The sequence below is a fragment of the Acinetobacter sp. AHP123 genome (assembly GCF_023757925.1).
GTDB classification, from domain to species: domain Bacteria; phylum Pseudomonadota; class Gammaproteobacteria; order Pseudomonadales; family Moraxellaceae; genus Acinetobacter; species Acinetobacter oleivorans.
The window spans coordinates 36,998-60,102 of sequence record NZ_CP092454.1; the positions used below are offsets into that span (position 1 = coordinate 36,998).

At 38.5% G+C, this 23,105-nt stretch carries 24 protein-coding genes and 1 other RNA gene; 10 read left to right on the top strand and 15 right to left on the bottom strand.

The genetic code is table 11. The features are described from left to right. Positions 1-10: 10 nt before the first annotated feature. Positions 11-1,846, bottom strand: a complete 1,836-nt coding sequence (locus MJX77_RS00165; RefSeq protein WP_252060241.1) for an extracellular solute-binding protein — start codon at positions 1,844-1,846, stop codon at positions 11-13. A 15-nt stretch (positions 1,847-1,861) separates the two neighbouring features. Continuing rightward, on the bottom strand, positions 1,862-5,077 hold the full coding sequence (locus MJX77_RS00170; RefSeq protein WP_252060242.1) for a lytic transglycosylase: 3,216 nt from the start codon (positions 5,075-5,077) through the stop codon (positions 1,862-1,864). 233 nt (positions 5,078-5,310) lie between these two features. Between MJX77_RS00170 and dnaQ the strand changes: the two genes are divergently transcribed. From dnaQ to nudC, 3 genes are all read left to right on the top strand, one after another. Next, entirely contained in the window at positions 5,311-6,687 is a 1,377-nt protein-coding gene (gene dnaQ, locus MJX77_RS00175) for a DNA polymerase III subunit epsilon (protein ID WP_252060243.1), read from the top strand. Positions 6,688-6,817: 130 nt separating this feature from the next. Continuing rightward, on the top strand, positions 6,818-8,461 hold the full coding sequence (locus MJX77_RS00180; protein WP_252060245.1) for a chemotaxis protein: 1,644 nt from the start codon (positions 6,818-6,820) through the stop codon (positions 8,459-8,461). After that, positions 8,461-9,204 carry an NAD(+) diphosphatase gene (gene nudC, locus MJX77_RS00185; protein ID WP_199942537.1) on the top strand — a complete coding sequence of 248 codons (744 nt, stop codon included), beginning with the start codon at positions 8,461-8,463 and terminating at the stop codon, positions 9,202-9,204. Before MJX77_RS00180 ends, nudC begins: the two co-directional genes overlap by 1 nt. Before the next feature lie 28 nt (positions 9,205-9,232). On the opposite strand, the gene MJX77_RS00190 is transcribed toward nudC, so the two are convergent. The 3 genes from MJX77_RS00190 to MJX77_RS00200 form a co-directional block, all read right to left on the bottom strand. Further along, positions 9,233-10,096 carry an alpha/beta hydrolase gene (locus MJX77_RS00190; protein WP_252060247.1) on the bottom strand — a complete coding sequence of 288 codons (864 nt, stop codon included), beginning with the start codon at positions 10,094-10,096 and terminating at the stop codon, positions 9,233-9,235. Between the two features lie 3 nt (positions 10,097-10,099). Next, positions 10,100-10,807, bottom strand: coding sequence for a BON domain-containing protein (locus MJX77_RS00195; RefSeq protein WP_107881145.1), 708 nt, complete (start codon positions 10,805-10,807; stop codon positions 10,100-10,102). 77 nt (positions 10,808-10,884) lie between these two features. After that, positions 10,885-11,286: a YraN family protein gene (locus tag MJX77_RS00200; RefSeq protein ID WP_252060249.1), complete on the bottom strand. Its 402-nt coding sequence runs from the start codon at positions 11,284-11,286 to the stop codon at positions 10,885-10,887. Between the two features lie 208 nt (positions 11,287-11,494). Here MJX77_RS00200 and rsmI point away from each other — a divergent pair, with 208 nt between their 5' ends. Continuing rightward, positions 11,495-12,331, top strand: a complete 837-nt coding sequence (gene rsmI / locus MJX77_RS00205; RefSeq protein WP_144733381.1) for a 16S rRNA (cytidine(1402)-2'-O)-methyltransferase — start codon at positions 11,495-11,497, stop codon at positions 12,329-12,331. Positions 12,332-12,420: 89 nt separating this feature from the next. Further along, entirely contained in the window at positions 12,421-12,792 is a 372-nt protein-coding gene (locus MJX77_RS00210) for a hemin receptor (RefSeq protein WP_252060251.1), read from the top strand. A gap of 2 nt (positions 12,793-12,794) precedes the next feature. On the opposite strand, the gene MJX77_RS00215 is transcribed toward MJX77_RS00210, so the two are convergent. After that, complete coding sequence (locus MJX77_RS00215; protein ID WP_252060254.1) at positions 12,795-13,685, bottom strand: LysR family transcriptional regulator ArgP; 891 nt, start codon at positions 13,683-13,685, stop codon at positions 12,795-12,797. Positions 13,686-13,789: 104 nt separating this feature from the next. Here MJX77_RS00215 and MJX77_RS00220 point away from each other — a divergent pair, with 104 nt between their 5' ends. Then, positions 13,790-14,392, top strand: a complete 603-nt coding sequence (locus MJX77_RS00220; RefSeq protein WP_252060256.1) for a LysE/ArgO family amino acid transporter — start codon at positions 13,790-13,792, stop codon at positions 14,390-14,392. Between the two features lie 56 nt (positions 14,393-14,448). Here MJX77_RS00220 and MJX77_RS00225 read toward each other — a convergent pair whose 3' ends face one another. Then, positions 14,449-15,090 (bottom strand): cation efflux transmembrane domain-containing protein, encoded by a 642-nt coding sequence (locus MJX77_RS00225; RefSeq protein WP_174742044.1) that lies wholly within the window; start codon positions 15,088-15,090, stop codon positions 14,449-14,451. A gap of 65 nt (positions 15,091-15,155) precedes the next feature. Here MJX77_RS00225 and MJX77_RS00230 point away from each other — a divergent pair, with 65 nt between their 5' ends. Beyond that, the gene (locus tag MJX77_RS00230) at positions 15,156-15,557 is read left to right on the top strand and encodes a MerR family transcriptional regulator (protein WP_252060258.1); all 402 of its coding nucleotides are present in this window, start codon (positions 15,156-15,158) and stop codon (positions 15,555-15,557) included. A 60-nt stretch (positions 15,558-15,617) separates the two neighbouring features. On the opposite strand, the gene MJX77_RS00235 is transcribed toward MJX77_RS00230, so the two are convergent. The 5 genes from MJX77_RS00235 to MJX77_RS00255 form a co-directional block, all read right to left on the bottom strand. Continuing rightward, a complete protein-coding gene (locus tag MJX77_RS00235; RefSeq protein ID WP_005303414.1) occupies positions 15,618-15,869 on the bottom strand; it encodes a hypothetical protein in 252 nt (83 codons plus the stop codon). A gap of 206 nt (positions 15,870-16,075) precedes the next feature. Beyond that, the gene (locus MJX77_RS00240) at positions 16,076-17,308 is read right to left on the bottom strand and encodes an FAD-dependent monooxygenase (protein ID WP_252060260.1); all 1,233 of its coding nucleotides are present in this window, start codon (positions 17,306-17,308) and stop codon (positions 16,076-16,078) included. Beyond that, positions 17,305-18,513 (bottom strand): 2-octaprenyl-6-methoxyphenyl hydroxylase, encoded by a 1,209-nt coding sequence (ubiH, locus tag MJX77_RS00245; RefSeq protein WP_004793923.1) that lies wholly within the window; start codon positions 18,511-18,513, stop codon positions 17,305-17,307. The genes MJX77_RS00240 and ubiH overlap by 4 nt, the downstream gene beginning before the upstream one ends. Positions 18,514-18,544: 31 nt before the next feature. Further along, positions 18,545-19,864, bottom strand: a complete 1,320-nt coding sequence (pepP, locus tag MJX77_RS00250) for a Xaa-Pro aminopeptidase (protein ID WP_252060261.1) — start codon at positions 19,862-19,864, stop codon at positions 18,545-18,547. A gap of 67 nt (positions 19,865-19,931) precedes the next feature. Further along, a complete protein-coding gene (locus tag MJX77_RS00255) occupies positions 19,932-20,561 on the bottom strand; it encodes a UPF0149 family protein (RefSeq protein ID WP_013198594.1) in 630 nt (209 codons plus the stop codon). A 64-nt stretch (positions 20,562-20,625) separates the two neighbouring features. Here MJX77_RS00255 and MJX77_RS00260 point away from each other — a divergent pair, with 64 nt between their 5' ends. The 3 genes from MJX77_RS00260 to ssrS all read left to right on the top strand — a co-directional run bounded on the left by MJX77_RS00260 (position 20,626) and on the right by ssrS (position 21,840). Further along, the gene (locus MJX77_RS00260; RefSeq protein WP_003652857.1) at positions 20,626-21,186 is read left to right on the top strand and encodes a hypothetical protein; all 561 of its coding nucleotides are present in this window, start codon (positions 20,626-20,628) and stop codon (positions 21,184-21,186) included. Next, entirely contained in the window at positions 21,183-21,467 is a 285-nt protein-coding gene (locus MJX77_RS00265; protein WP_003652859.1) for a cell division protein ZapA, read from the top strand. The genes MJX77_RS00260 and MJX77_RS00265 overlap by 4 nt, the downstream gene beginning before the upstream one ends. Positions 21,468-21,656: 189 nt before the next feature. Beyond that, a non-coding RNA gene (ssrS, locus tag MJX77_RS00270) (6S RNA) lies at positions 21,657-21,840 on the top strand. A gap of 133 nt (positions 21,841-21,973) precedes the next feature. Here the strand turns inward: ssrS and MJX77_RS00275 are convergent. From MJX77_RS00275 to MJX77_RS00285, 3 genes are all read right to left on the bottom strand, one after another. Next, a complete protein-coding gene (locus MJX77_RS00275) occupies positions 21,974-22,294 on the bottom strand; it encodes a hypothetical protein (RefSeq protein WP_252060263.1) in 321 nt (106 codons plus the stop codon). 92 nt (positions 22,295-22,386) lie between these two features. Continuing rightward, positions 22,387-22,500: a hypothetical protein gene (locus MJX77_RS00280; protein ID WP_004793930.1), complete on the bottom strand. Its 114-nt coding sequence runs from the start codon at positions 22,498-22,500 to the stop codon at positions 22,387-22,389. A 113-nt stretch (positions 22,501-22,613) separates the two neighbouring features. Continuing rightward, a complete protein-coding gene (locus MJX77_RS00285) occupies positions 22,614-22,958 on the bottom strand; it encodes a hypothetical protein (RefSeq protein ID WP_005303401.1) in 345 nt (114 codons plus the stop codon). Positions 22,959-23,105 lie beyond the last annotated feature (147 nt).

Genomic DNA, 23,105 nt, shown 5'->3' on the forward strand with positions numbered 1-23,105 from the left:
CAGGTGCTTTTTATTGTTGATGTAAATATTTGGCAACTGTTTTGGCTTTGTTTGCATCACTCCACCAATATTCTATTCCAGAAGAAAGTGCTGGTTTAACTTTAGGTTGTTGATACATATTCCAATAAGCATACCAGTTTTCACCTTTACCATACGTCGGAATTTGATAATAACCAGCTCTAAGCAATCGATCGAGAATGCGAGTATAAATAATCTGTTGTTCACGGCTTTTACTTGCAACGAGTTTTGAAATCACTTGATCAATTACGGGGTTGCGAATCCCTGCATAATTGTAATTTCCATCCTGCGCTGCGGCGATACTTCCCCAAAACTGAGTTTGTTCATTGCCTGGGTTGAGAGATTGCGGCAGATTCATTGTGGTCATATCAAAATCGTAACGACGAGTCCTTTCTAAATATTGCGGAGCATCGACCTGACGCAAATTAACTGCAATGCCTAACTTTTTTAGGTTACGAATAAAAGGTAAAAGTGTTCGTTGTTTACCATCTTGCTGAATTAAAAACTCAAGCTGAACTTTTTTTCCTTCTGGTGTAAATAGCTGCCCTTCTTTAACTTTATAGCCAGCCTGTATGAGTAATTGTCTGGCTGTTAACAAGTTCTGACGGTTGAACCCACTTGCATCCGACACTGGATATTTCCAGTTTGCTAAAACACCTTGTTGCATGAGTGGAGATAACTTAGGCAATAAAGGTTTTAACAAGTCTAATTCAGTTTTTGAAGGTCGACCTGTTGCTGCTAATTCACTATTTTCAAAATAACTTTGTAGGCGCTGATATTGACCATAAAACAAAGCTTTATTTTGCCATTCAAAATCATAGGCATAGGTTAAAGCTTGTCTAAAACGAATATCATTTAAAGGTTTTCGCCTAGTGTTAAACACATAGCTTTCAGTGGCAATCGGGTTATGGTGACGAAATTTATATTGAGTAACCAGCCCTTCTTTTACGGCAGGAAAACGATAATCTGTTACCCATTTTTTAGGATTAGTTTCTTCATGCAAAGTGTATTGCCCAGATTTAAATCCTTCAAAAGCAATATCCCAATTTCGATAATAGACATATTTTAATCGGTCAAAATTGTAACGCCCCTTGTTAATAGGCAAATCTTTTGCCCAATAATTTGGGTTTCTTTTATAACTAATGCTTCTACCTGCATCAACTCGTTCAACTACATAGGGCCCCGAACCAACAATCGGCTGTAGGGTAATTCGGCTAAAATCCCTTCTTTGCCAACCTGCTTTTGAATAAATTGGTAAGGTTGCCAAAATGAATGGCATTTTAGGATTATGAGTAGACTTAAAACTAAACTTTACCTGATGGGCGTTTATTACTTCTGTTTTTGCCAAATCAGCAAGGTACATCTGTAAACCTAAATTAGACTTCGTCTGATAGGCATCAAAACTAAATTTAACATCTGCCGCAGTGACTGGCTGTCCATTACTAAAACGCGCTTTAGGGTTTAAATAGAAAGTAACAGACTGCGTTTTTTCTGGGTCATAACTCACTTTCTCGGCTAAAAGCGGATATAAAACCCCGACCTCATCTAACGATTGAGTCATTAAAGTATCAAAAAGATAATTAACGCCCTCTGTAGCATTCCCCTTACCATTCATACTATTGAGGTTATCAAAAGTTCCTTGAGCGGCCTGACTTAACAGACCACCTTTAGGAGCATTCGGATTTGCATATGGCATAGCCATCATTCCTAAATATTTAGGCTTGGAATGAATCGCTATATATGAAGTGGTTTGCTGTGCAGAAAAAACTGCATGCGAAACGACACTGAGCCCGACTAGCAGGCTCAGTTGAAAAGATGATTTATGCATAAGTTGCTAATTATTTTATAAATTAGGCACTTTAATAACATCCCCAATGCGAAGCTGAGTAGAAGGTGTCAAATTATTCAGCTCAGCCAAGAAATTGGTTTCTAAACCATATTTGCTAGCAAGACCAATTAATGTATCACCGCGCTTCACTTTGTATTCCACAACAGTTTTTGGAATTACAATATTTTGGCCGCGCTGTAAATTAGCACTCGCTTTTAATGCATTCATTTCAGCAAGTTCACGCACTGAAATGCCTGCACGGCTTGCAATACTATTTAAAGACTCACCAGATTTCACAGTATATTTTTCAGTGTTTTTACCAGCCGCAACTGTTTTAGTTGAAGACTTGGTATCTACTTTAGCTGTTTCTACTGTAGGTACATCACCTGTTAGCTTTAAACGTTGCCCTACACGAACGCTACTGGTACGTGAAAGACCATTTAATGAAGCAAGGTAGTCCAGCTGTAAGTGGTAACGGTTAGCGATATTACCTAAGCTATCACCAGATTTGACTGTATAAGTTTCTGGCGTTTCTTCTTTAGTATTTTTAGAAGGCTTAGTTGGTGCTTCTTCTTCAAGTGTACCTGTGAGTTTTAAACGTTGACCAGCACGCAACCCAGCAGTACGAGACAAACCATTTAAGTCAGCCAAATAACCTGTTTGCAAGTTATATTTACTCGCAATCGCATTTAAGCTATCACCTGACTTTACAACGTACTGTTCTGGAACACTCACACCAGCTGGTACTTTTATCGTTTGACCAAGCTGTACATGGCTATTTGCTTTTAAGTTATTTAACTCAGCTAACTCAGCTAAGCTAATTTTTGATTTCGTTGCAATACTCGATAAAGTATCACCACGCTGCACTTTATAGCCTTCTGTTTTATAAGAAATACTAGCAGTAACTTTCTCAGATTTATTAGAAGTTTTAGTTTCAGCAACTTCATCTACAGAAATATCTTGTGTAGGCACATTAATTTTTTGGCCAGCCATCAAGTTACTACCCGCAGATAAACCTGGCGTTAATTCAGCAAGTTCCTGATTAGAGAGCGCATAACGATCTGCAATCAATTTAAGGTATTCACCGCGCTTCACAATATAACTTTTAGTTGCTATACGTTTTGCATTTGCTTGAACTGCTTTCGGCTCGACTTTCGCACTTGAGCGACTATTCTTCGGCTCTTTTAACAGTAATTTTTGCCCAACAAACAGACCATCTGTTACTGATAAATCGTTATATTCAGCTAACTGTCTTACTGACAAATTAAACTGATTAGCAACACCGCTTAAACTGTCGTTAGCTTCAACTACATATACATCTGGTTTAGCTGTACTTTTAGATGTTGCTTGAGTTTCTTGTGGTTTAGCATCATATAGATAAAGTGTTGAACCTACATATAACGTCTTTTCAGGATCAATCTGGTTCCACTTCGCAACATCGCGCCAGTTTACGCCATTTTTCATTGCAATAACGGCTAACGTATCACCCGGTAAAACAGTATAGGTACTGCGCTTACCTTTAGGTTGTACAACCACTACATCAGTATCAGTCTTGATGTAAGGTTTGTCTTTATTACGTTGTCCGTCTTCAGAGTTAGCTACAGTCACGTCTTCAGCTAAAGTTTTTGGATAGGCAAAACCTCTACTGACCTCTTTACCTTGTTGCTCTGCAACTGACTGGCTCGTCTGAATTGCGGTTAACCTAATTTTGCCATCATAAGGATCGACAATTTCGGTTCCTTTAGGCGCGATTGCTTTTAATTCAGCAACGACTTGATCTTTTTCAGCTTGTGTTGGTTGCGGCTCTAAAGCTTGTTGAACTGTTTCTTTCTCACCTTCAGCTCGTACTGCCGCTAAAATCTTCTCACGCTCTGCAGCTGAAATTGGTGGCTCCATCTTAACAGGCTTCGTAATGTTAGCTGCATTGGTCACAGCTACAGGAATACGCGGCGCACTTGGTACATCCGCTGATGCTGCAAAGGCAGCCAATGCATCAGAACCACGTGGGGTAGATTTTGAAATCGTTGAAGTATTCTTCACTGGTGAAGAAGGTTTAACTGTCTGAACTTGTGTTGTTGGTGTTGTTCTTGTTGTCACTGTAGTAGAAGGACTAACAGTTGTAGGTGTAGACGGTGAAGTTGCATTTGCCCACCAACCTGAGCTACCACCCGTTTTTTTCCCTTTTAATTTATTATCAATTGAAGGACTTAAATCTGCTGGAATCAAAATACGCATTGGACTCGCAGGGTCTACTGCTTCACCACGATATCCTGGGTTCAATGCATAAAGTTCTGCACGGCTTAATCCTGCTGTAGAAGCAATTTCATTTAACGTTAGAGGTGCTGATAAAGTCACTTCACGGAAATGGGGTCTATTTGCAATAGGCGGTAGTTCTACACCATAAGCCTTTGGATTTTTAATAATTTGAGCAACAGCTAAGAAACGTGGAACATAGTTCATTGTTTCTTGAGGTAATTTTAATGACCAATAATCAGTTGGCAAACCAGCAGCTTGGTTGCGGTTAATCGCCTGCTGAATACGTCCAGGGCCAGCATTATAAGCAGCTAATGCAAGTTCCCAAGAACCAAATTGGTTATAGAGACTCCCTAAAAACTCATAAGCTGCGCGAGTTGATTCAACCACATCTCGGCGCCCATCATACATACCAGTTTGCTTTAAGCCATAAATACGGCCAGTACTTGGAATAAACTGCCATAGCCCCGCTGCCGCTGCACTACTTGTTGCAGCTGGGTCATAAGAACTTTCAATTACCGGTAATAATGCAAGTTCTGTCGGTAGTCCACGGCGTTCAGCTTCTTTTACAGTATGGTACAAATAACGACTGGCACGAGCACTCAAGCGATCAAGGTAAGGCTGACGAGAAATAAACCAGCTACGCTGAGCTTCAATACGTGAATCCCAATGATTCAAGTCCATTTTGAAACCAACAGACATACGCTTCCAGACATCACCATGCTTCAAAATAAGCAGGCGATCGCCTTCTACAGCGCGCATATCGGTTGCTGAAAGTAAGTCTTCCAAAGAGTCAAGACTACTCGCATCTAAATAACCTGCACCACTGACCTGTTTCGATTTTGAGGTTTTTGCAGATTGCGGAGTCGATGAACAGCCTGTTGTAATACCCAACGCAGCTAAAGCAGAGCTAAGTACGGTAATTTTGAACAATGATGCCGCAGATGGCTGCCACACAAATGTGGTTGGTTTATACATAAAAACTTCCAAACAACTCGCGTAATATTTTTTTGGGGTTTGGCCACAAACCCTAGGTCTTCGATGCCATTGTAGTAAAGCGTGCAAGATAGACAAGGCAATAATTTGATGTCATTTGCATGGAAATGTTACAAGAAATTAAAAAAACCTTGCTTTGTAACGATGGAACCGAACTTTTTGCGTATACAATACACCATATTCAGTTCTTTTTCTTTTAGTTTAGGTTTCGATTTATGTCTCAAACAATCACACTGTATGTTGATGGTGCATGTCGTGGCAATCCGGGTTTAGGTGGTTGGGGCGCATATGTCATTACCGAGCAGGGTGAGCATAAATTATTTGGTGGTGAACCTGAGACAACCAATAACCGCATGGAACTCACTGCTGCGATTGAAGGCGTTTCATTTTGCCCACCCGATGCTCATTTAATTATCTGGACAGATTCAAATTATGTGAAGCAAGGCATTACTGAATGGATTCATGGCTGGAAAAAGAAAAACTGGAAAGATGTAAAAAATCCTGACCTTTGGCAAAAATTAGATGCTGTATGTGCAGGTAGAAATATTGAGTGGAACTGGATTAAAGGCCATGCTGGACATGCAGGCAACGAAATGGCCGATGAGCTTGCAAATATCGGAGCCGATCAAACCGCACTTCAAAAAAAAACAGTTCAAGCGACTGCCCTGCAAGATATAAAAAAGCCTGAAGAGGATTGGTTGCTTGATGACCCTTTTGGGTTTGATATGGCAGAAGTAGCCGAAGAAGATAATATTGATCTTGAACAGCCCGAAGAAGTTGAGATGACTATTGTGGAAGAAGAAGTTATTGAAGTTGAAGCTGCTGAACCAGAAAGTAAGCAACCCGTTAATAATATTCATCCTCAAATTGTTGTGACTGAAGCCAAATTACAATTACAAGGGCCTCGACAACTGATTCTCGATACGGAAACCACTGGTTTTTATTTCCAAGATGGCGACCGAATTATTGAGGTGGGCGCTATTGAAATGATTAACCGGAAACTTACTGGTAGCTCAATTCATATTTATATTAACCCGCAAAAACCAGTGGGTGACTCAGAAAATATCCATGGTATCAGTGATAATTTCTTAAAAGATAAACCGCTCTATGCAGAAATTGCCGATACGCTGTTTGATTATCTAAAAGGCGCAGAGATTATTGCCCATAACGCAACCTTCGATATGAACTTCCTTGATATGGAGTTTAAACGCGCTGGTCTTCCCGCGCTTTCCGAAGTATGTGAGGTAACAGATACGTTAGCTTTAGCAAAAAGCAAACATCCGGGACAAAAAAACTCGCTTGATGCCCTTGTAAGACGTTATGAAATTCCGGCACGTGACCGTACCTTCCACGGTGCATTACTCGATGCTGAAATTCTTTCAGACGTTTACCTTGCAATGACAGGTGGACAGGTTTCTTTTGATATAGATGCCTTATCCCAAAGTGAAAATAGCCAGAACATAACAAATAAAACTAGGATTCAAATTGACCTACCAGTTATTTACCCTTCTGAAGAAGAGCTAAATACACATGAGACTTGGGTCAAAGAATTTGAGAAAAAACATGGAGAACCTTGCCTTTTTGCAAAATAAATTTTTGATTCTTTAGCGTTTTTAGCTTTTCCCCTTTGTAAGTTAAGTTATATTAGTCACATAGATTTTTAGCTCAAATTACCGAGCACTACGAATATAACAATTGATTTTTTTTCAAAGGGGAACGTTTATGTCTGAGCATACTTCGATTCATTTCGATCCAACAGCTTTACTCATCATCAAACATGAAATTGATCGCTCAATAAAACTGGTTGAAGGTGCAGTAAGCACTTTAATTGAAGAACAAACGCTCCCTTTTGGTATTGATGATGCATTAGAACAATTTAAGCAATGCACTCAAGTCCTACGTTTAATTGATATCCCCTATCTTGCAAAAATCACTCAATATTCAACTGAGCTGATGCAAAAAATTATTGCGAAACCAACCCAAATTAATACCGACGATGTCGTTGCGCTGAGTGAAGGCACCACCATGGTAAAACGATATATTGAGTTTATCTGCTTGCGTGAATTACAAGTTCCTCAGTTTCTTCTTAATACCTTAAATAATTTAGAATTAGCTTTAAATAAACCATTGACCTCTTCTGGACAAGCGATTGCTCCTTTACTTGCAAATGCTTTACTTGAACTTCCATTCCCAGAAGTATTCATTAATGAAAAAACTCAGTTTATTCATCAACTCTATAAACTATCTCTACATCAATTTTTAAATAAAACAGAAGCTACTCATCATTATCAAGCTTTTAAACTGATCGGTACCTATTTGGTCAGCATGGCAAAACACCAGCCAAGCCAACAATATTGGCAACTCGTAAATTATGCTTTCGAACATATTGATAACCTGCTTTTAAATGATTCACGCTTACGTGTACTCATTAATATTGAAAGTTATATTGGTCAGTTCTTAGCAACGCCGGAAAGTTTCAAGCCTGATTTACCTGCACTTGCAGATATTTTAAGTATAGTTATCGCTCAAGAAGATGAAGTTGCTCACCATATTCGCAACCAACTTCATATAGGCGATGAAACACCGACAGATACGCAACTACTGGTTTTAAGCCGCCATCTTTTTGGTCCTGACTTCGACACCATGCACGCAGTCAGCCAATTAATTTTGAGCGAAATGAACAAAGTGCGTAACGATATTGAATATAACTATCAAAATATGTCGACTGAAAAAGCACAACAATTACAAACAAGCCTTTTACAGCTCGCAAATACATTTAAGCTACTAAACCTTGATGAAGCCTCAGTTGAGCTTTCTCAACAAGCGAGTAGTTTAAGTCAGCTCAATATATTAAGTAATGAAAACTATGCTCAGCAGCTTATGGACAGCATTTTGTCTGCCATGAACTCAATTGGTATTTTGGTCCGCCAATATACGTCTAGTCGCTTACAACTTAACGTGAATAATACGAATATTTCCTTAGATCGTCTTGATGAGGCACATCAAGCCTTACTCACCGAGACAAAAAATTTAATTGATTTTATTTGTCAGAGTCTTACGCTATATGCAAATGATCAGACACAAAATATTGAAGCAATTGCAGGTTCACTAAAAGAGCTAGCGGGTGCGGCCGAGTTCCTAGGAAGTACCATTCAACAAAATGCTTTACTTCAAACAGCTCAATTTGTTCAACAACAACTTGAACAAAACCAGCCTTTTAATACAGACCAAATTCACTGTATTTTTAACGTATTAGCGGGCCTTGACATGTTGGTTGACAATTTAAAAAATAAACAACCTGTTCTACAATCCATGTTTAATGTAGCATTGTCGAGTAGTCAACAACTTCAAGAAAAGGCAGCTTAATGTCTGAATTATCACTTGCTTATATTTTTCATCATCAACAATTACTGGTTGATCAAAACCTTCAACTACCCAAAGTCGAAAAGTTAGCAAGTGATTTACTTTTCACTCATGATGAGCAGGTCATTGCACGTGACTTGCTTGCTGATGAACCCATTCCCGAAGGCTTACAACTGGTTCCAATTCGCCAACTCATTACAAGTTGGTCGAAAGAACAGTTCTTGCAAGCAAGCCGCGCTGTACAGTTACTTGAATGGCGACGCAATCATAAGTTTTGTAGTCACTGCGGACACCCGACAGAAGTTCATCCAACTGAATATGCAATGGTGTGCCCTTCTTGTCGCTATCACCAATATCCTCGTGTAAACCCATGCATTATTACCGTCATTACTCGAGGTGATGATGAAATCTTACTAGCGAAGTCAGTCCACAATAAAACTAACATGTATGGTTTGATTGCAGGTTTTGTTGAAGTTGGTGAAACTCTTGAAGAAGCAGTACAACGTGAAGCTTTTGAAGAAGTAGGCCTAAGACTCAAAAATGTTCAATATATGTCAAGTCAGCCTTGGCCTTTCCCAAGTAACCTGATGGTTGCGTTTAGAGCAGAATATGAGTCTGGTGAAATTAAACTGCAAGAAGAAGAAATTGCAGATGCACAATTCTTCAAAATTGATCAATTACCTGAAATTCCATTTAAAGGTAGTATTGCTCATTCAATGATTATGCAGATTACCCAAGCCGGGTAATCTGCCGTGTTTTAGGCGATATTCTCGTTTAAAACACTTCTTCAAGAAAATGCAAAATAGTTCTTTTAGTCCTGAAGTAATGACTAATAAAACTAGAGAGACTGGCCAAAATTGTAATATGCCCAGTTTTAGGAATCACGGCGATATGGCTGTGATTACCCTTCTCTCTAAGCGCTTGATCCATATCTAAAGTATTGTGTTTTTTTACAATCTGATCATTTTCAGCCATCAAAAGGTAATGTTTAATATTATTTTGATTAACGAAATAGTATGGCATCACTTCTTTATAAGAGGTACTTTGATCAAAAGCATCTTCAGCCAGTGGGTCACCTTTATAGTCAAAATGATATGGGCCAGCTAAACCGATTATTGCCTTAATTTTCCCTAAACACTCAATTTTGGTTGAATCAGGGTGATAAACAGCAGACATCACATTAAATGCCCCTGCCGAATGCCCCATAAGTACAATATTTTCTGTAGAAATTTCCAGTTTTCCCTGATTTTGATGCAAATAATTCAATGCTTGAGTCAGGTCATCAACAAAACTTGGGAAAATATTTTTAGGTGCTAACTGGTAGTTAATCACAGCAACGTCATAGCCTTCTTTGGCAAAGGTCTCACCAATAAAAAGGTAATCTCGTTTATTACCATGTTGCCACGCCCCACCATGCACAAAGACAATGAGTGGCTGATGAGATAGTTTTTTAACAGATCTATAAATATCCAAACGGTGGCGAGGCTTTAGCCCATAACGAACATTTGGAACCTGTTCAAAACCATCTTTTGGCGTAAAACGGTTTAAAGCAAAACTCCCCAAATCATACAGGCGGAACTCTTTATAGAGAGTTCGCGCCTGTTCAATTTTGCTTTGTAGTTGTTCAATCAGATTCATATATTACTGTGCAGTCGAAGCAGGATCTGTCTGGTCAGGATCAATTGCAACAGGTGTTTGAACTGTTGGCTGAGCAATGACGTTATTAATAATTGGTGTAGTCGTTGTACTACCAGTACTCGCTGCTGGAGCAGGCGCTAAATCAACATTATCAATTAAAGTAACAATTTTGGTAACGTTACCAACGTTTTGTAAGACGCTATTTAAATCGTTAATTTCAGCAGTATTTAAACGGCCCATTACATAAAGTACGCCGTCTTCGGTATGGACGAGAACCTTACTATCAGAAACCACAGGTGCTTTCATTAAAAGAGCACGTGTATTTGCTGTTACACCCGCATCTTGCATGATGGTGTTATAGCTAACTTTGTTACCCACCGTAATATAGTTATGTACAGCTTTCACATCACTCATGGCTTTAAGATTGTCTTCTGCCAATTGTTTCAAGTACGGGTCTGGCACTTGGCCAGTTAATAAAACTGTACTGTGGAAGCTTTCAATATTAATACGTGACTGCTTGAAACGTTGATCAAGTTTATAAATGTTGATATTCGCTGTACGTTTAATTGAAGAGTCAATGAATACTTGGCCTAGACTGCGGACACCGCTATCTGTGCCCACTGGAGCTGTGCCTGTTCCACCAGAAATAAAACTTGCGCAACCTGATAAACTTGCGACACAAAGCATTGTTACAGCAATACGGTTTAACACTCCACCAGACTCCTATCAATTTCTTGGCTTGATCATAAAGCATCAGACTTAAATTTGCTCAAAAGAGTAATGAACTCTTAATCCAAAGTAAATGCATTTTCGATCCATTGCAGATCATAATGGAATTTTGAAAAGTCATGCTGTACTGTTTTTGCAATTTTCTGTGGAAAATCAAAACAAATCACATCAAAACGACAATAAAAATCCTGATAAGATGGATAGCGCTGTAAAAAACGCATCGCAGTTTTGATAATTTTCTTCTGTTTTGTCCACGTTACCATTTCACAAGCTTGTCCATAATTTCCTATAGTGCGTGCTTTTACTTCAACAAAAACTAACTCTTGCCCTCTTTTGACGATTAAATCCACTTCACCACGGCGTGAATGGTAATTACTTGTGACCCATACATAGTTTTGTGCTTGTAAAAGGCCTAAAGCAGTTTGCTCTGCCCATTTCCCCAACTGTTGCGCCAATAACATTTTTAATTTCCCCAATGAAAAGCATCTGTAGATGTTTTTATGCGTAAGTTATTTTCTTAAATTCATCTGACATATCAGATCTAAATCGAACAAATGAAAATCAGATCATTTTCGAAAAGCTCAAGCTAGCAGACATTGTTCACGCCCAAATCATAATTTCGGGTAAACTACCCCATTAAAATTGTTTATCTGTACGGAGTAAAACCAAATGAGTGCTCAGTTATTTGTTGTAGCCACCCCAATCGGGCACTTAGATGATATGACTTTCCGTGCAATTGATATTTTAAAATCAGTTTCTATTGTAGCTGCCGAAGATACGCGTCAATCAGCACAATTATTTAAGCACTATAATATATCGACTCAACTTACTGCATGTCATGATCACAATGAAAGCAATAAAATTGAGCAGTTAGTTCAAAAATTACTTGCTGGCGATAGCGTTGCTTTAATTAGTGATGCAGGTACACCGCTCATCAGTGATCCAGGCTTTAAATTAGTCCGTGCTGCTCAAGAGAACGGTATTAAAGTTGTTCCAGTGCCAGGTGCATGTGCTGCTATTGCTGCCTTAAGTGCGGTAGGTTTGCCAAGTGACCGTTTTAGCTTTGAAGGATTTTTACCATCTAGATCGTCACAACGTATTTCTCAATTAGAAAAACTTAAAAACGAAACCCAGACCTTAATTTTCTATGAAGCACCCCATCGTATTTTAGAGTCTATTAAAGATATGGCTCAGGTATTTGGTGAAGACCGTCCTGTAGGGTTTGCACGTGAAATTACCAAAACCTTTGAAACCATTAAAAAAATGACCTTAAAAGATTTGGTCAGCTTCATTGAAAATGACCACAACCAAGAAAAAGGTGAAATTGTAGTGGTTGTGGGTGGTGCAGCTGCAAAAACAGATCTAGAACAAGAAAAACTAGATGAACTTTTAAAGCGTTTACTCCAAGATTTGTCTGTTAAAGCCGCATCTCAACTTGCTGCTGATTTAACAGGAATTAAGAAGAAAGTCGCTTATCAACGTGCGCTCGAGTTAACACAATCTTAATTTTTAATTAGGTATGGTGATGACAAATAGCCTGTGTCATCACCATCTGTTAATTTTGCATAACAAAATATAAGAATAAGAGTACTAATATGAGTGAACAAATGGGCAAACTTGGCCCTCATGAAGGACAAGAACTAGAATTATTACTTTCAGGCGAGAAATCTATCGCTCTATTTTACGATCTATTACCTGTCAGTTTTTTAAAGCATCTCGAACAAGGTACTTTATCAATGCTGAGTAAAGATATTGAAACCTCCCTACCTTTACCCTTTTCAATTATGCTGATCTATAAAGATGCAGCTTTAGCAGATTTAAATGAACTCATGATATGTATTGAAACTTTATTTAAAGAAACTAATTTTGAAAAATGTATAGAACTTGAACGAAGAATTGGACAGCTTTTAGGTTACTCAGGACAAGATATAGAGTTTTATATTCAGCATATTTCGAATCGTCATTAAGACTATCTCAATAAGTGTTTTGTTGACTCCACAATAGTCTCTGTTAGTGCATCTAACTGTTTAGACTGCCTTTTCCAGTGGTGCCAATATAACGGAATGTCGAGCTCAGCCTCAGGTATAACATCCACTAAAGTTCCATTACTTATTAAAGATTGAACCTGAAGCTCGGGCACCATGCCATATCCCAAACCTAATTGGATTGCTTTCACAAAGGCATCTGTAGCAGGAATAAAACTATAAGGATAACTCTGCAAAGGCAAACCATAATATTTCAGTAATACCTCTGAATGCATAAGATCTTTATGGTTGAAAATTACAGCTGGTGCATTTCTTAAAGTTTCGCGGTTTACGCCATATTTAAACCAGTCAGCTGCAAATTCAGCAGAAGCCAACATTTTATAACGCATTTTCCCAAGTGGTTGAGCTAAACAGCCTGACATGACCTGCTCTTCTGCCGAGATACATGCGTTGACTTGCCCTGTTTCTAATAAAGTATGCGTATGCGATTGATCATCAATTTTTAGTTCTAAGATTATTTTTTCTTTAAAAAGTGTTTGCTGAATGCTCGGTAAAAGCCAAGTCGCTAGCGAATCTGCATTGGATGCTAGAGCAATTTTATAGAATTCCGATTCAGATGATTTCCCCATCAAACCTTGTAATAAGTTTTGCTCCATTAATCTCGTATGACGTAAATGTTGCAATAACGTTTGCCCAGCTTGTGTGAGTACACATGGACGCCCACGGATAATTAAAATTTGGCCTAAATACTTTTCCAAAGCTTGCACACGTAAGGACACTGCCGAAGGCGTAATATATAAATGCTCACCTGCTGTATCAAAACTTCCCACTTCTGCGACTGCAAGAAAGGCTTCACACTGTTTGCTATCTAACATATAGAACCTAAATATTTTTTAGCCAAACCTAAATATTCTTAATTTTACTTATTTCTTAAGAAAAAGTCAGATAATTCCCACATCTGATTTTTCGCCTTATTGTTATGTTCTCTCTTAGTATATTTTTTAAAGGTTTCGGTATTGGTAGCGGGCTTATTGTAGCAATTGGAGCTCAAAATGCTTTTGTTCTAAAACAAGGGCTCAAACAGCAATATGTATTTTGGCTATGTTTAATCTGTGCACTGTCCGACTCGATTTTAATTGCTTTTGGTGTGTTAGGTTTTGCCGAAATCATGACAGCATCACCCATCTTAATTACGGTCGCTAAATATTTAGGAGCAACGTTCTTATTAGTTTACGGTGCGAAAGCATTCTATGCTGCCTTAAAAACTACCCAGAGTATGGAGCTTGATAGCAGCCAGAAACAGACTTTAACTCAAGCACTAGTGACCTGTCTCGCCTTTACTTGGCTTAATCCACATGTCTATTTAGATACCATTGTTCTGATTGGTTCAGTTGCAACTCAGCTAGAAGACAAAATTAGTTTTGCTTTGGGTAGCATTGTTGCATCTTGGATTTTCTTTTTCAGTTTAGGTTATGGCGCAAGGTTATTAAAACCATTATTTATCAATCCTAAAGCATGGAAAGCTTTAGATTTTATTATTGGTTGTGTTATGTGGAGTATTGCAATATCACTTCTCATCTAATGCATTCAAACAGTAAAAAGTACCATGTCAGAATGGTACTTTTTATACGCTCAAAATTATGCTTGAGAACCCAACACCAGTTTTGACTGTTTTCTTTCTTGCTGAGACTGTTTTATGACAGCATAACCAGAAGACACACCCAAGTACGCAATTACAAAGGCAACAAATAAATCTGGAAATACACTCCCTGTTCCAAATACGCCAACGGCCGCTAAAATTACAGCAATATTGGCAATAGAATCGTTTCTGCTGCACAACCAGACGGAACGCATATTGGCATCTCCATCACGGTACGCATAGAGCATAAGCGCGACTGAAACGTTAGCAATTAAAGCCATCACGCCAATTGCTCCCATGACCATAGGCTCGGGTGGAACACCATAAAAATACGACCAGACCACTTTTGCAATAACAAAAATACCGAAAGCTGCCATCGTTATTCCTTTAAGTAATGCAGCTGTTGCGCGCCAATATAAACTCATCGAAAGCACAACTAAAGATAATGCATAATTTGCTGCATCTCCGGCAAAATCTAATGCATCGGCCCATAGCGAAACAGATTGAGCCTTATAACCGCCCAATATTTCTACTACAAACATCAACGCATTGATCACAAGAGCAATCCATAACGCTTTTCTAAAACGTGGACTCACTTTCTTTGAAGGAGAACATGTTGAAGCACAACCACATCCAGCCATTTTATTTCCTCAAGAACTCTTTTATAGTAATTAAAAACCCTCGAGTAGCTCCAGAGTCAAGCCTTATGAGTCTTTCTATTGGTCAATTATCAAAAAAAGCGGATGTTCCAATTGATACGATCCGTTATTACGAAAAAGTAGGTGTGTTGGACCGTATCCAACGTTCAGAAAATAATTATCGTGTTTACACTGAGCAGACCCTCAACGACCTATTGTTTATTAAGCATTGCCGCGAATTAGATATATCACTCAGTGATATTAAAACGTTAAAAGAAATGAAAACTCAACCTAAACAGGCATGTACGAAAATTGATAATTTAGTAGATAAATACTTAAATGAAGTATCAGAAAAAATTGAACGATTATTACTTTTAAAAGAATCTTTAATTGATTTAAAACAGCACTGCTCTACCAATCGAACAGTGGATGAGTGTGGAATTTTAAAAGAACTGCAAAACTCACCTTAAACCTATTCTGATAAATTCATACAAATAAAAAAGCACCACTCATGTGATGCTTTTTTAAGATTAATGGTCGCTATGTTCATCAGGAGGAACTTCGGTAATTCTACCACCTCGAGCTAAAAATGCGGCAACTTCATCTTCCAACGCTTGGCGCTGTTTCTGTTTAGCAGTTACAGTCAGCGTTTCTGCTTCGGCAAGGTCTGTATCACTCAAACTGCCTGCTTCTTCATCAGCTGCACCGCTTTCGGCTGCTTTCGCTTCATCTTCATCTACAGCAGAATCTTCTGCATCTTCATAATCATTGATATCTGACATTTCACACTCCCCAGAATGATTTTATTGCATCATTGCTATGGTCCCAAGACCTCAGAAATTTAGCAACCTCTTTGCATTTAGCAAAGAGCCAATTTGGTCAATTCCGTATCTTTTATGACCAAATTGGTAATGATATATAAATGATTGTTCAAAAAATATCTACTGGTATTTAATTCACTCAGTAGAGTATAGACCCAGTGAATATTTTAATGCTTATAGCGGGTACTTTGTAAAGCCCCTAAACCATTTGCTTGTTGCATAAATCGGTCTTTTAAAACCGGTGTCAGCTCAACTTGCTTAAGCCCCATATTGCGAGCCCACACGACTGGAAATAACTCACTGCTTTCAAGCCAACCAATTGCCGACATGCTATGCATCATCGCATCATTCTGACCTTTACGGCGATGTTCATAGCGCAATAAAGTTTGCTCATGTGCCCATACACCACGGTTTAAATCGTGAAGCAATACATCACACAGCACTGCCGCATCAAGACAACCAATATTTACCCCTTGCCCAGCAAGTGGATGAATCACATGTGCTGCATCACCAATCAAAGCTAAACCTGCTTTTACATATTGTTTTGCAGCGCGAGCTTTGAGCGGAAATTGTGCTCTTGAACGAACTTCTAATACCTCACCCAACATGTGTTGGCTCTCTTGAGTTAAAAGCTGCATAAACGCTGTATCGTTTAAAGCTGAATATTCATCGGCATAATCATCTGGTAGTGTCCAGACAATCGATTGCCAATATCCATTTTCAGTTTCTTCAAGACTTGCCATTGGTAAATATGCCAAAGGTCCTGTAGGTAGGAAAATTTGGCGGGCAACATAATGATGAGGCTTTGCTGTTCTGATTGCACAGCTAATAGCTGCTTGTTTGTAATCTAGTACATCGAGGTCAATAAAAGCCTGTTCGCGTACAAATGAATTCGCACCATCTGCACCAATAAGAAGTTTAGTTTTAAGTGTCGTACCATCTGCTAATTGAATATGCCAACATCCAACACCTTGCTCAATACGTGTAACACGAACTTGAGTACGGTAATCTGTAAGCTGCTGCAACATTTTTTGCTGAATAGCAACGTTCAGTACACTTGGTTCCACCATAGAACCTAAGGCTTGCTCAGCTAAAGGCTGACGTGCAGAATCTTGACCAAAATTAATTTCACCATAGCCATTAAGATTCCAGACCTGCATGCCTGTATAAGGCATTTGGCGTGCAAGATCATCCCAAACATTTACCGTTTTAAGCAAATGAATGGTCGCTTGGCTAAGCGCTAAAACACGTGGATTCATCACGCTTAATGTTTTCTCAACATCAAGCACAGGAGCCGCATCAAGCACCGTGGGTTGTACCCCGCCTTGCGCAAGTAATAAAGCAGTTAAACCACCAACCAATCCACCACCAACAATGACGACATCCAACACTTCACTCATGCTTTTAACCCCATTGCATAGTTAGCCACCAATGGTTTTACACCCGGAATGACATCAAACGCAATTAACCCCGTATTACGAATTAATTTTAATAATGGATTTTGGTTACTAAAACCACGAACTACAGTGTCACAGAACTTAATTACGCGCTGCTGATCTGATAAACGAGCTTGCTCATAGGCCAGTAAGTTATCAGGGTTACCTAAATCATCAGAAGTAGTTAATTGGTTCACTAAATAACGTACTAAAACATCTGCATCACGTAAGCACAAATTAAAACCTTGCCCTGCAACCGGATGAATTGTGTGTGCTGCATTACCCATTAAAATAACGCGGCCCACAGCTTGTTTATGTGCAAGCACTTGTGAAAGTGGATAGCTAAAACGTTTACCCGTTTTTTCAAATTTACCCGCTCGGTCACCATAGGTTTGTTGTAAAGCACTTAAGAAATGCTGGTCATTTTCATCACCCAACCATTCATTTTCAGTGCCTTTTTTCACAGGCCACACCACTGAGCGGCGGTACTCACCCGGTAGAGGTAATAAGGCTAAAGGACCTAATGCGCTAAACCGTTCAAAACCTACCTGCTCATGTGGTTTTGATGTCTGAACCGTAGTCACAATTGCAACCTGATCATAGTCGTGAACATCAACACCCACACCAATTGCCTGGCGACAAAAAGAATCGCGTCCATCAGCCGCAATTAATAGTTTTGATTCAAGTTTTAAGGTTTCCTCACCACGCAAAGCTTCAATATGTACTTGCTCGGCATCTTGAGTTAAAGCGGTAACCTGTACGCCATCAATGAGTTCAATCAAAGGTTGTTGGCGCACCTGAGTTAACAACACACGACCAAGCCAAGCATTTTCAATTACCTGACCAAAGCTTTCGACTTTTTCTTGCTCCGCAATTAAACGTGCTTTACCAAAACTGCCTTGCTCAGTAATGTGGACTTGCAAAATTGGGGTCGCATGTTGCTGTAATGCATCCCATAACCCTAGCTTCTGATAAATCTGTACGCTACGACGCGATAAAGCCGTATTACGCGCATCAAAACTCGAATGGTAAGGAGCAACATTTTGATCATCATAGTTTGGGTATTTCACAGCTTCTAATAGCTTTACCGCAATATTAGCCTTCGCGAGCATGAGTGAAAGGCTCAAACCCACCATTCCCCCACCTACAATAATCACTTGTTGTTGCATCGAGTTTTGCTCCTTTGGCGAATACGTTTAATTATGCTTTAGCTTGCGCCATTAAATGTTCAATATCTGCAATATCTTTAACCACATTAGCAGTTAAAACTCGTGGTCCTTTCGAGGTTGCGACCACATCATCTTCAATACGAATACCAATACCACGCCATTTTTCATCTACAGTTTCATCATCTGGTGCGATGTATAAACCAGGTTCAACTGTAATGACCATACCCTCTTCATATTGGCGCCAGTCTTCACCTTTTTTGTAAGACCCGACATCGTGTACATCCATACCTAGCCAATGACCTGTACCATGCATATAAAACTGACGGTATGCTTCGGTTTCGATGAGTTCGTTAACATCACCTTTGAGTAAACCTAAATTAACTAGACCTTCAGTTAAAATTTTAACTGCTATTTCATGAGGCTCACGGTATGAATTACCAATACGAACTGCATCAATCGCTGCATATTGGGCAGCCAATACAACTTCATATAATGCTTTTTGCTCAGCACTAAATTTACCATTGACCGGAAAAGTACGGGTAATATCCGAAGCATAGAGTTCATATTCACATGCAGCATCAATTAAGACTAAATCACCATCTTTGAGTGGCTTGTTATTTTCAACATAATGTAAAACACAAGCATTAGCTCCACCGCCTACAATACTGTTATAAGACGGAACACAGCCATTTTTCCCAAAAATATAATTGAGTTCAGCTTCAAGAGCATATTCCATCATTTCTGGGTGTACTGTTTGCATCGCACGCGTATGCGCTTCAGCACTAATATTTGCAGCAATTTGCATTAGCTCAAGTTCTTGTAGTGACTTAACTAAACGCATTTCATCAACAATACGGTCCAGCTGTAGCAATTGAGCGGGAGCGTTTTCATGTCGGTGTTCGGCATCTGCTTTTTTAATCCACTGGCTCACCCGCGCATCAAACTCAGCATTGTGCCCAATCCGATAATAAAGACGCTCTTTATTTAATAATTTTTCAATAATTTCTTCATCAAGCAAATCAATTACATATGCTTCATCAGCATCATAGTCTTCAACTGCACCATCAACTCCGGCACGGAAACCATTCCAGATTTCCATCTCGCGATTACGTTCACGGCAAAAAAGACTATAGCTATATTCTTCATCGTCGAAGGTTTCAATGACAGCAACTGCCTCAGGCTCAGCAAAGCCCGTCAAATAGAAAAAACTACTATCGGCACGGAATTTATAATCCGCATCACGATTACGGTACATTTCCTCACGCGTTGCAATAATTGCAATGCTGTTTGGACCCATTTTTTCTGCCAGACGGTCTCTACGATGTCGAAAATCAGCTTGAGGCAATTTCATAATGATCTACTTGATTTAGAATTTTAAAGACAAAAAATAAAATACAACCAATAACACATCGCCTCAATTAGCTTGGGCGATGTGGAGTAAACATTTCTACAATATTTTGTTCTGTGTCTACAGCAGCAGATTTACTTTTTGCATGAAATTTTTTCAATAAAGAACTTTCAGCTACAGTAATTTTTTTTCTGCCAATAGACAAACTTACTGGGATTAAGCGTACAAATTCATATAATTCTTCGTAGCTACTTTCACCTTCTTCATCATTGTCAGAGTCTTCAAATTCGACTGCTGCAATATCTTGAAGGTTCTCAATCAACTCAAGTTCATCTGGACGAATATGACCCGATGCCAATCCAAAACCTAATACAACGCCTGCACACCAATCTGATAAAGCTTGTACACGCTCTTGAAGTAGATGGTCATCGTCAGGAAGCATAGGTAAATAATCTAATTCATCTTCAGATAACGCATGAATAACATCTTCTGCTTCATCAGTTAAAAGCGTTAGAGCATCTTCACTTAACTCTGGCACATTAAGGGTTGTTAAAATTTGTGACCATTGTTCACGCGTTGGCGCTTCTGTCACACAAACAATACCTGTTAATAGACCATGTAACTCACTAGGGCTTGAAATTTCTTCAATTCCTTCAAAATGAGCGTTCCAATCTGTCCAGCCTGAAATATCGTCTTGCATTCGTTTATCCAATCTCTATACTTTGTATATATTACCTTTGATTGCAATTCTGTGCGACCTCGTTATGTTAGAACAATTACAGCGGCTACAAGCGCATATTAGCGTATTAAAAACACGCTTACATCATTTAGAGAGTGAACATGCGGCACTCTCAGAAGCTAAAGAACTGGCTGAAACAGAGCATCACGCACAAGTTGTGCAAAAAAATAGTATTATCACTAAAAAACAAGAGGAAATTGAGTCGGTAACTGAGCAACTATCTCAGTTAAAAGGTCAATTTCAACAGTTGAATCAGGATGCTAACACACTTGCTGAACGTTATAGCCGATTAGAAAAAAGTACGACTGATTTAAAAAATCGTTTTCAAGAAATTCTTGCCGAGCGCAATGAATTACGTGTTGCAAAAGAAAAGTTACAAGCCCACCAGCGTCAAACCCAACAAGAGCTTCATGATTTACAACAAGATCGTGATCGTTTGTTACAAAAAAATGAGCTTGCTAAATCAAAAGTTGAAGCCATCATTCAACGTTTAGGAATTTTAGGCACTGCTCAAGATCAGCATGCTCAAGAAATTCAGCAGCTTGCCCATCCTAATGCTGAAACTGGTGAGGAGACACAATCATGAGTGAACAAGTCATGGTAGAGCTTAGGCTGATTGAGCAGACCTTTAGACTCGCGACTACTTTAGACAAAAAAGATGAACTTGAACGTGCAGCAGAACTTCTCAATGAGAAATTTAATGAGATGCGTCGTAGTGCTCCACGTGTTGAGCACAACAAACTGGTCATTATGGTTGCTCTACAATTGACTCAAGAAGTACTGAGCCTCAATAAGTCTTTGCAAGAATACACTCACTGTGAACGTTTACTGCAAACGATATTGGATGATGTTGAACAAATTGTTTAAATAAATTATCTATACAAAAATGCCTTGCTCTATGAATAATAGATGCAAGGCGTTTTTTATTGGCACTATTAAGCATAATTGAAATTACTTTATGCCTGTTAATGTACAAAGCTTCATCAAACGCAAACTAAGTTTACAGTTCCAGAGGTTTAGGTGATTGCCAACATGGTCAGATCGGTTATACTTAAACTGTCTCTGGGATGTTCGCCAGCGGGTCTATTCCCCTGCCGATACTTAAACTTATGGATGTGTTCTGTATATTTAGAGTGTATGCCTACCTTCGTGTAGGAAACCCAGCAAGTATACGTCGCGTCCACCTTGAACTCATCGGGTTCAGGGTAACGACACATGCAGCGGCATCTTCGGAGCATTTAGTTTTAACTTTTAAGAAAAATTCAAAATATTTATTTTAATTTAGCTCTCCATACAGACCTTTCAGTCTAAAATTTTCTTTTTAAACATTAAATTGCAGCTTAGCTGATTAATCTACTCCCCCTTCTCTAATATTATTTCTTATTTCTACTCAGACACTCTTCATACCAGCCTGTTTGAAAATCCTCTATTGCCTTTCTTTTAAAGAAACTGGTTCTAAATACTTTAGCAGAGTAAGCTGAATTAATTAAATCTTGGTAAAGTTGTTTGGCTTTTGGGTCTTCAAGACCATTCGCTATCTGTTGCAAGTCTTGAGATGGAACTTTTTTTTGACGTGCTTCCATGACAGTATAAGCGACTTTTTTTACTACATTACAAATATCAGGATCACTTACATTGTTGTCGGCATGACATCCTAAAGCTAAAAAACTAAGAAAAAATAATTTAAACTTCATGACCCTACCTTATTTTTATAGTTTGAAATTTATAACAAAATTTAATTATAAAAAAAGAAATAGAAGATTTCTTACTATTTCTTTTTAAAAGATCACGCTGGATTAATCACGTAAAAATAAATAATAAGCCCAGCTAAAACAGTTGAAGCAATCGTTAAGTATGTACCAACCGTATTAAAACTCTGTAAGAATTTCAAGATTTCCATATCTAGAACCCCCTAAATTAGCAACTATAAAGACAAAATGAAATTTACCACAACTTAATAATGCCAATCAATTCACACTTATCGGATTTTTTGAGAATTAAAACATCAATTAATTATTGGTTACACCGAATCGCAAAGGCATCTTTGTAGTAATCAGTTGCACTCTTCAAATCTGACAATAATTTTTCTTCGGTATAAGGTTTAGGTGAAATTTTAATTAATGCAGGCATATATTGGGTCTTATAAACCTCAGGATAATCATGGCACAAGATTTTGACTTTAACTTCTTGTGGGGTATTCGGATTATCCAGTTGATCTAAAAACTCTCCAATTTTACGGTCAGACTCTTCAAATTGAGCTTTATAGTCAACTTCAGCAGCTTCAGGTTCTGTTTGTTTTGTACACCCGCCTAGCATCAATACGGCGCTTATTGTAATGGTTAAAATTTTTAACTTCATAGGCTTAACAATTTCACATTCATCCTTTTAAATATTCTTATCTGATTAAATGTAAATAAATACTGGTAATACGTAAAGAAATAGAATTTTTTATCGCTAAAGAAGATACCTCACATCAAGTAAATTTAAAGTTATTTCTTAATTAGT